Source organism: Nitrospiraceae bacterium, from assembly GCA_019637075.1.
GTDB lineage: Bacteria > Nitrospirota > Nitrospiria > Nitrospirales > Nitrospiraceae > JAHBWI01.
In genome coordinates, this window is record JAHBWI010000019.1 from 1 (window position 1) to 9,740 (window position 9,740).

Consider the following 9,740-nt stretch of genomic DNA (forward strand, 5'->3'; position numbering starts at 1 on the left):
ATCGCTGCTTCGCCGCATCGTCCTTCGGGCCGCCCGCCAGAAGGCCCGTTGACCATTGCGCGATTTCTTCCTCGGAATGTTTCCGACCGTGGGTCTTCACCCAGCTCAACAACTTCTCATCGCTCTCACCCGCCAACACCTGCTGCTCGAAAGCCTTCGCATCGATCTGTAAAAAATCAATCAGATACTTATCGAACCCGACGGTGATGTAGTTGTAGTCCTGAATCTTGCCGGCGTGGCGCAAGCGGACTTTATCGATGAACCGGCCCAGGTGGGCGATGCCGCCGAGGAGGGCCTTGGGACTGCGGGGATAGGTTTGCTGAGTCATTGTAATTCTCCAGAATGGTGATTTCGAAGAAGATACAGCCGAGGACGAGATAAATCTAGCAGGGCGATGTGTGCTGACGCGGCACCGTTGCGCCCCACCTTCTACAATAATGTTTCGCGGATTTCTTGAGCAGTGCTTTCTGGCACCTGTTTCCAGATACATCTCTAACGTTTGCGACCAATAATTCCTGCCTGCTTGCTGCTCGGCACAATTCGATCTACTTCTTCTAAAAAAGCGTCAACCGCAATTCGAGTTACTCTGAAAAACCCCGCGACGTTAACATGCACCCCCGCCTCGTCGAAGACAAAAGGCGGGTCGTCTGGTTTACCCGGAAACATGAAATGATTCGTAGCCAAGGCCGAGTTGTGCAAGAGCAGACACCGATAGTTTTCATACAGCCTTTTTATAACCGCCTCTGACAAGTCGAGTCCGTAGAAGCTGCTGTTGAAGATGAATAGATGGTGGTACCCGTCCGTCTTTATAGGCGCATTCCTTCCATCTATGGAGACTGTGAAGTCAGGCCGGCCTCGATGATACGAACCAAGGCTGTCCGCAATAGAGAACATAACCGCAGCTCCAGGATACCCAAGACAGCCCCCATCCTGCTTGCGAAACCTAATGCAATACTCAGCCGCCTCCAGGAATTCTGGTAGCGATTCTTTTAGAAGTTGAGCGGTCGTTTCATGTATTGCCATGACACACCAGAAAACTTGCGAACAAAGCCTGCGGTCTGGAACCGTAATAGAGGGAAATCTTGAAGGCTCCCGTTCGTATGAACTCGGATGGGACGCTCCGAAAGGCAAGGAAGGAGATAACGTAACAAGATGGGCCTTAGGGCCAGGCGAGACTCGAGTTGCCCTTATTACTTTACTGACTGGTTTGCCGTCTTGCCCGCTTCGAGGTACTGATTGATACCCGCCGCCATCTTGCGGCCTTCGGCGATGGCCCAGACGATGAGAGACGCGCCGCGCTTGGTATCGCCGCCGGCAAAGACGCCGTCGAGGTTGGTCATGAAGTTCTCGTTGACGGTCACGCAGCCACGCGCGTCGTAATTCACGCCGAGGCTGTCGAGAAAGCCGTTTCTAACAGGGCCCGTGAAGCCCATGGCGAGCAACACGAGGTCGGCATCCAACTCGAAGTCCGTATTCGGGATCGCCACGAACTTACCGCCCTCGAACTTCACCCGGTTGGCATGCAGCTTCGTCACATGCCCGTTGTGACCGGTGAACTTCGTGGTAGACACGCTCCATTGACGATCACAGCCTTCTTCGTGCGCATGGGACGTACGAAGCTGCATCGGCCACAGCGGCCAGGGCGTCGAGCTCGATCGGGACGGAGGTGGCTCGGGCAACACTTCGAACTGATGCGCCTCACTGCAGCCCTGTCGATGGGCCGTTCCCAAACAGTCGGACCCGGTATCGCCGCCGCCGATGATGACCACCCGCTTTCCCTTGGCGGTGATCGGTTCTTCGGATACGGAGATCCCTGCCGTCCGCTTGTTCTGCTGCGTGAGATATTCCATGGCGAAATGGATGCCCTTGAGTTCACGCCCCGGTACCGGCAGATCTCGGGCCATTTCCGCACCCATCGTCAGCCCCACCGCATCGAACTCCTGCCGTAGCTGTTCGCCGGTCACATCTTTACCCACAGTGACGCCGGTTTTGAACTCCACCCCTTCGGCTTTCATCTGCTCCAGCCGGCGGTCGATGACCCACTTCTCCATCTTGAAATCAGGGATGCCGTACCGCAGCAAGCCGCCGATACGATCGGCCTTCTCAAATACGGTGACGCTATGACCGGCGCGCGCGAGTTGCTGCGCAGCAGCCAGACCGGCGGGACCTGACCCGATGATGGCAACCGTCTTGCCGGTCTTTCTCACCGGCAAGGCCGGCTCGACCAGGCCTTCATTGAAGCCGCGATCGATGATGTTCCATTCGAGCACGCGGATCGACACCGGGTCGCTGTTGATGCCGAGCACGCAGGCCCCTTCGCAGGGCGCGGGACAGAGACGGCCGGTGAATTCCGGGAAATTGTTCGTGGTGTGCAACGCCTTCAGCGCGTCTTTCCAACGGCCGCGATAGACGAGATCGTTCCATTCGGGGATCAAATTCACGACGGGACAGCCGGTATTCCCCTGGCAAAAGGGCACACCGCAATCCATGCAGCGCGCACCTTGAACCTTGAGCTTCTCCTCCGGGATGGGCTCGTACATTTCTTTCCAATCGAGCACGCGCAACTCGATCGGTTTCCGCTTCGGCCCCTCACGCGCGTATTTCAGAAAGCCCTTTGGATCACCCATCGCTAATTCGTCTCTCGTCCTTCGTCACTCGTCTATCGACTGGATTGCTCACACGTGCGCGTCACCAGACGCGCGCCATCTATTTTTGCACTTTGGCTGCAGCGGCCTTCCGCTCAGCGAGCACACGCTTGTAATCGATCGGCATGACCTTCACGAACTTGGGCAGCATCGCCTCCCAACCATCCAGAATCCGCTTGGCATTCCGGCTGCCGGTATAAAGGAAGTGCGACGTGATCATGTCGTGCAACAGCCGCTTGTCCTCATCGCTGACAACCGGCTCCAACTCCACCATGCCTAAGTTGCAACGAGACTGGAACTTATCCAACTCGTTCAACACAAACGCCACGCCGCCTGACATACCGGCCGCGAAGTTTCTGCCGGTCCGGCCCAGGACCGCCACGACTCCGCCTGTCATATATTCACACCCGTGATCGCCGGTTCCCTCGACGACGGCGCGCACGCCGCTGTTCCGCACGGCAAACCGTTCACCGGCCATGCCGTAAAAATAGGCTTCACCCTGGGTGCCGCCATACAACGACGTGTTGCCGACGAGAATAGTTTCTTCCGGTGTGTAAATCGCGTTCTTCGGCGGAAAGACGATGATCTTGCCGCCCGACAGGCCCTTGCCGATATAGTCGTTGGACTCCCCTTCGAGGATCAGCGTGATGCCACGCGAGAGAAACGCGCCGAACGACTGGCCGGCCGATCCGTTGAACTTGATCGTGATGGTGTCGGCAGGCAATCCATCCTGACCATATTTCTTCGACACCTGGCTCGACAACATCGTGCCCACCGTCCGGTTCAAGTTCCGGATCGGCAGTTCGAGCGTGACCTTTTGGCCACGATCAATTGCGGGGGCACATTGTTCGATGAGCGTGCGGTCCAAAATCTCGGCGATGCCGTGATCCTGCTTCTGCACGCAATACCGTGGGACTTCAGGACCAACCTCGGGCATCTTGAGCAGCGGCGCCAGATCCAGCCCCTTGGCCTTCCAATGTTCGACGGCCTTGTGAATCTTGAGCTTGTCGACACGCCCGACCATTTCATTGATGGTGCGGAATCCCAGCTTCGCCATGATTTGCCGCAATTCTTCGGCGATGAAGAAGAAGAAATTCACGACATGTTCCGGCTGCCCGGTAAACTTCTTGCGCAAGACCGGATCTTGAGTCGCAATGCCGACGGGACAGGTATTGAGGTGGCACTTCCTCATCATGATGCAGCCTTCGATGATGAGCGGCGCCGTAGCAAACCCGTACTCTTCCGCCCCTAATAACGCCGCAATGGCCACATCGCGCCCGGTCTTCATCTGGCCGTCTGTCTCCACACGAATCCGGCCGCGTAGATCGTTGAGGACCAGCGTTTGATGCGTTTCCGCCAACCCCAACTCCCACGGCACACCGGCGTACTTAATCGATGACAGTGGAGAGGCTCCCGTCCCGCCTGAATCGCCACTGATGAGTACCTTGTCCGCATGGGCCTTGGCCACTCCGGCGGCGACCGTGCCAACACCGACTTCGGAGACCAGTTTCACCGAGACGGCCGCATCGGCATTGGCATTCTTCAAGTCGAAAATGAGCTGTGCTAAGTCTTCGATGGAATAGATGTCGTGGTGCGGCGGCGGTGAAATGAGCTGCACGCCCGGGGTGGAGTAGCGCAGCCGCGCGATGTTCTCGTCCACCTTGTGGCCTGGCAACTGACCGCCTTCGCCCGGTTTCGCGCCCTGAGCCATCTTGATCTGCAGTTCTTTGGCATTCACCAGATAATGGCTCGTGACCCCGAACCGCGCGGATGCCACCTGTTTGATATAGCTGTTGCGGGAGTCGCCGTTCGGGAGCGGCTCGAATCGCTCCGGATCCTCGCCTCCTTCACCCGTATTGCTCTTGGCGCCCAGCCGGTTCATGGCGATGGCCAGGGTCTCGTGCGCTTCCTTGCTGATGGAGCCGAACGACATGGCTCCGGTGGTGAAGCGTTTGACGATGTCTTTGGCCGGCTCGACTTCTTCCAGCGCAATCGGTTCCGGCAGGAACTTGAACTCCAGCAGACCGCGCAGGTTCGAGCGGCGTTTGCTCTCGTCATTGACCAGCTGCGAAAACTCGGCGAACGTCTTGGGATCGTTGTTTCTCGTCGCGTGCTGTAACTTGTAGATGGTGTCCGGATTCCAGTTGTGGTGTTCGCCCTGGATCCGATAGTGAATCTCGCCACCGAAATCTAACTGTCGGATCGGCACCGGTTCGTAGGCCACGCGATGGCGACGTAACGTTTCTTCCCCGATCTCCCGAATGCCGATACCCTCGATCCGCGACGGCGTGCCGGTGAAGTATCGGTCGATCAGTTCATGATTGAGGCCGATCGCCTCGAAGATCTGCGCGCCGCAGTAGGACTGCACCGTGGAGATACCCATCTTCGAGAAAATCTTGAGCAAGCCTTTGTTAATGGCTTTGATGAACTTGCCTTCGGCGGTCGCCGCGTCCAAGCCTTCCGGGAAGTATCCGTCGCGTTCCAAATCCACCAGCGATTCGAAGACAAGATATGGATTCACGGTCCCGGCTCCGAAGCCGATCAGGCAAGCGAAATGGTGCACGTCGCGCGGCTCGCCGGTTTCCACCGTCAGGCCGACCTCTGTTCTCGTGCATTCCCGCACCAGATGGTGATGGACCGCCGCCACACCGAGGAGACTCGGGATCGGCGCCCATTCCGCATTCACGCCGCGGTCGCTGAGGATCAGGAACTTGTATCCCTCACGGATCGCCTGCGACGCCTGCCGGCAGAGATCGTCCACCGCCGCCCCCAGTCCTTCCGGACCTTCGGCCACGCGGAACAACATCTTCAACGTCTTGCTCTTGAAATGCGGATCGGCAATCTCGCGGATCTTGTGCAGATCGGCATTCGTCAAAATCGGCTGTTTCACCCGGATACGGCGGGCCGATTCCGGATGCTCGTCCATCAGATTGGGCTTGGGGCCGATGCTGGTGGTGAGCGACATCACGAGTTCTTCGCGGATCGGATCGATCGGCGGATTCGTGACCTGCGCAAAGAGTTGCTTGAAGTATTTGAAGAGCAGCTGCGGCCGTTCAGACAACACCGCAAGCGGCGTGTCCGTGCCCATCGAGGAGATGGCTTCCTGCCCCTCCACCACCATCGGGGTGATGACCATCTTCAGTTCTTCGATGGTGTACCCGAACGCCTGTTGACGCTGCCGAATCGTGGGATGGTCAGGCTGCGGCACGTTGATCGGATCGGGTAACTCATCCAGGGAAATGCGATGCTCGGTGACCCAGGACCGATACGGCTTGCGACGAACGATATCGGCTTTGACTTCCTCGTCGTCGATGATGCGGCCCTGCTCGGTATCGACCAGGAACATGCGGCCCGGCATCAAACGGCCCTTTTGACGGATGCGCTGCGGGTCCATCGGCAAGACACCGGCTTCAGAAGCCAACACGACCAATCCATCGGTCGTCACTTGATACCGGCATGGGCGCAACCCGTTCCGGTCCAATGTGGCACCGATCAGTTTGCCGTCGGTGAAACAGACAGCCGCGGGGCCATCCCAGGGTTCCTGCATCGCGGCGTGGTACTCATAGAACCCACGGCGATCCAGATCCATCTGCGGATTGGCGACCCACGGTTCCGGGATCAACATCATCATCGCGTGCGGCAGTGATCGGCCGCCGAGCACCAGAAATTCCAAGGCGTTATCCAGGCTGGCCGAGTCGCTCTGATTCTCGTAGACGATCGGGAAGAGCTTTTTCATGTCCTCGCCGAACAGCTCGGAATTCAGCCGCCCCTGCCGCGCGCGCATCCAATTGACATTGCCCTTCAACGTGTTGATCTCGCCATTGTGGCAAATGTAGCGATAGGGATGAGCCAGCGGCCAGGTGGGAAACGTATTCGTGCTGAAGCGGGAGTGGACGAGGGCCATGGCGCTCGTCAGGCTGCTGTCGGTGAGATCCTGATAATACTGCGGGATCTGGTGCGGGAGCAGGAGCCCTTTGAACACGATGGTGCTGCTGGACAAACTCGGGATATAAAAATAGTCGCGGCCTTCAATGGCGGATTCGCGCACCGCCCGCTCCGCGCACTTGCGGATGACGTACAAGCGCCGCTCGAATTCCTCATCCGTGAAAATACCGCGAGCGATAAAGACCTGCCGCATGAACGGCTCAGTGCTGCGCGCAACCGGTCCGATGGCATCGCTCTTGACCGGCACATCGCGCCAGCCCAGCAGCTTCGCGCCCGCGTCCTTGATCACCCGAGTGAACACCGTCTCGCACTGCGCGCGGGCATCGGCATCGGGTGGCAAAAACACCATGCCGACGCCATACTCTCCCGCTCCGGGCAACTTGATCCCGCTGTCCTTTGCGGCACGCTTGAAGAACTCATGCGGGACTTGAAGCAGGATGCCTGCGCCGTCTCCGGTACAGGGATCGCACCCCTGCGCGCCGCGGTGGGTCAGGCTTTCTAAAACCTGAAGTCCCTGCTCCACGATCCGATGCGAGCGTTGGCCCTTGATATCGACGACAAATCCGACTCCGCACGAGTCTTTCTCGTGCTGCGGATCATAAAGCCCTTGTTTGGGAGGAAGCCCTGGTACATTCATGGCACGTATTCTCGTCTAGAGGCAGGCAATGAACCGGGGAACAGACTCCCCTCTCGGGGACATTGAAGCTGTCGCACGACCACGGTGACTGCTACCATTCAGTTGGGGAAATCAGCGAAGGGTCACCTTACTGGATGGGCCGTTATACTGTCAAGAGAACGGCGACGCAAACCGAAGCACAAACCCGCCGACCAGCGCTTGACTTAGTGGAGTTTCCTGCCCTACTATCCGCCCCATGTCGAACGGACCGTCCACTCTCACACTCCACAGCATGGCCGATGTCTGGGACGTGTATCGTGAAGAGCTCGAGGGGGTCGAGGAACAGATCCGGAAAAATCTCGACTCCAGCGTAGACCTGGTCAATACGGTCGCCGCCCACATCTTGAACAGTGGCGGTAAACGCGTCCGTCCCCTCTTTGTTCTCCTGAGCGCCCATCTCTGCGGATACGCCGGCCAGGACCACCAAGCCCTCGGCAGTCTCGTTGAATTTATCCATACCGCCACCCTGCTGCACGATGACGTCGTGGACGACGCCGATCTGCGACGGGGCCGCCGTACCGCGAGTAAAGTCTGGGGCAATCAAATCAGCATCCTCGTGGGTGATTATCTCTATTCCCGGGCCATCTGCCAGATCGTCGACTTCCGCAATCAAGGGATCAACGAAGCGCTCTCGGAAGCCTGCCGAAAGATGGCCGAAGGCGAAGTCCTTCAACTGTATTACAACGGCAATCCGCTGATGCCGGAACCGGAGTATCTCCGCATCATCGAGCATAAAACCGCCGGATTGATTGCGGCCTCCTGCAAAATCGGCGCGATCGTCGGCGGAGCGACGGAGGAATTACAGGAGGCGCTGTTCCGCTTCGGACAGCGGCTGGGCATTGCGTTCCAACTGGCGGACGACACACTGGACTACACCGCCAACGGCGAACATCTGGGCAAAACGCTCGGGCAGGACCTTCGGCAAGGCAAAGCGACGCTGCCGCTGTTGCATCTCTTGCAACATTGCTCGGAACCGGACCGGCAGTTGATCAAAGATCGCATGGAAACCAGGACCTTGACTGATGAGGAACTGCGCCGTATCGTCGCCTTGATGCAGGAGTATGGGTCCATCGCCTACGCCATGGAACGGGCGCACGCGTTTGTCACCGCCGCCAAACGGGATCTCGACCTGTTCCACGACAACACCGCCAAACGCGCCCTGTCCATCGCCGCCGACTATATGGTGACTCGCGACCGCTGAGTTGCCGCCGTCCGGCTTCACAACGCCCACGCTCTGCTGACCGTGTGAATTCGTTCCGTGACGGTTGTATTTCGCCGCCGGATGAACCCATAAAAAATGGCAAGTCCCTACCCACTACGGTTATATGACGCTCGAAGACTCACACGCTTGCACAGCAACCGCCGCAGGCTGTTCGGAAAGGCTGTCCGTCAACTTTCCGCCGGCGGCTTTTCCCGACAGCCCGCATGCCACACCGTACCCATAGAGAAAAAAGGATAGAACCGCATGGCACACGTCATCCCCTTTCACGGCACCCTCTATAATCCCACGACGATCGGCGACGTCAAGCAGGTGGTCGCACCGCCTTACGACATTATCGACAGCACGCTGCAAAAGACGTTGCACGACCGCCACCCGAACAATGTCATCCGCCTGGAACTCGGCTACGAACAAGCGGGCGACATGCCTGGCAACAATAAGTACACCCGCGCCACGGCTGCCCTTACCGACTGGCTGAAGACCGGGGCCCTCCGCAAGGACTCCCAGCCGGCAGTCTACTACCACACCATCGAATACCGGCCGCCCTACTCTGCACCCGGCACACCGACCAAGGTCTTCAAAGGATTCCTGTCGACGGTGGAGCTTGAAGAATTCGGTTCGGGCAAGATCTATCCGCACGAGAACACCCGCGCGGCGGCGAAAACCGACCGGCTCAATCTCCTCGAAGCCTGCCGCGCCAATTTCAGCGCCATCATTTCGCTGTATTCGGACCCCCAGAACGAGGTCCTCACCTTGCTCGAACAGTCGATCGCTACGGAGAAACCGCGCATCGATTTCCAGGACGACGAGGGATTCCGGCAGCAGTTGTGGAGTGTCACCGATGCGAAGGTCCTCGCAAAGGTCGTCCAGATCATGCACACGAAACAACTGTTCATCGCCGACGGCCATCATCGGTACGAAACGGCTCTCAACTACCGCAAATCCAGACGGCAACAGGCTGGAGCCGCCACCTCACCACAACCTTACGACAACGTGCTGATGCTGTTCGCGAGCCTGGAGGACAAGGGCCTGACCGTGCTGCCGACCCATCGTGTCCTGACGACACCGGTTCCGGCGACGAAGGATCTGCTGGGGAAATTCGATCCGGTGTTTGAGGTCACTGCACTCCCCTTTCAAGCAGGCAATGAATCGCAGGTGCGCGCGCAATTCATCGACCGGCTACGCAGCCAGGGACAGTCCGTGCCGATGTTCGGCTTAGCCCTAAAGAACGATTCAAATTATTACCTGCTGACCC

The 9,740-nt window shown here is 58.4% G+C and carries 6 protein-coding genes; 2 read left to right on the forward strand and 4 right to left on the reverse strand.

The window, feature by feature from the left end; translation table 11 throughout:
* From KF814_19065 to gltB, 4 genes are all read right to left on the reverse strand, one after another.
* Nucleotides 1-328 (reverse strand): DUF5069 domain-containing protein (locus KF814_19065; protein MBX3238255.1); only part of this gene is annotated, 328 nt, incomplete at its 3' end.
* 164 nt (nucleotides 329-492) lie between these two features.
* Nucleotides 493-894, reverse strand: coding sequence for a hypothetical protein (locus KF814_19070; protein ID MBX3238256.1), 402 nt, complete (start codon nucleotides 892-894; stop codon nucleotides 493-495).
* 296 nt (nucleotides 895-1,190) lie between these two features.
* Nucleotides 1,191-2,627: a glutamate synthase subunit beta gene (locus KF814_19075; protein ID MBX3238257.1), complete on the reverse strand. Its 1,437-nt coding sequence runs from the start codon at nucleotides 2,625-2,627 to the stop codon at nucleotides 1,191-1,193.
* 79 nt (nucleotides 2,628-2,706) lie between these two features.
* Nucleotides 2,707-7,227, reverse strand: coding sequence for a glutamate synthase large subunit (gltB, locus tag KF814_19080; GenBank protein MBX3238258.1), 4,521 nt, complete (start codon nucleotides 7,225-7,227; stop codon nucleotides 2,707-2,709).
* A gap of 235 nt (nucleotides 7,228-7,462) precedes the next feature.
* Between gltB and KF814_19085 the strand changes: the two genes are divergently transcribed.
* Both KF814_19085 and KF814_19090 read left to right on the forward strand, forming a co-directional pair.
* Complete coding sequence (locus KF814_19085; GenBank protein ID MBX3238259.1) at nucleotides 7,463-8,467, forward strand: polyprenyl synthetase family protein; 1,005 nt, start codon at nucleotides 7,463-7,465, stop codon at nucleotides 8,465-8,467.
* A 264-nt stretch (nucleotides 8,468-8,731) separates the two neighbouring features.
* The coding region (locus KF814_19090) for a DUF1015 domain-containing protein (GenBank protein MBX3238260.1) at nucleotides 8,732-9,740 on the forward strand (1,009 nt) is incomplete at its 3' end.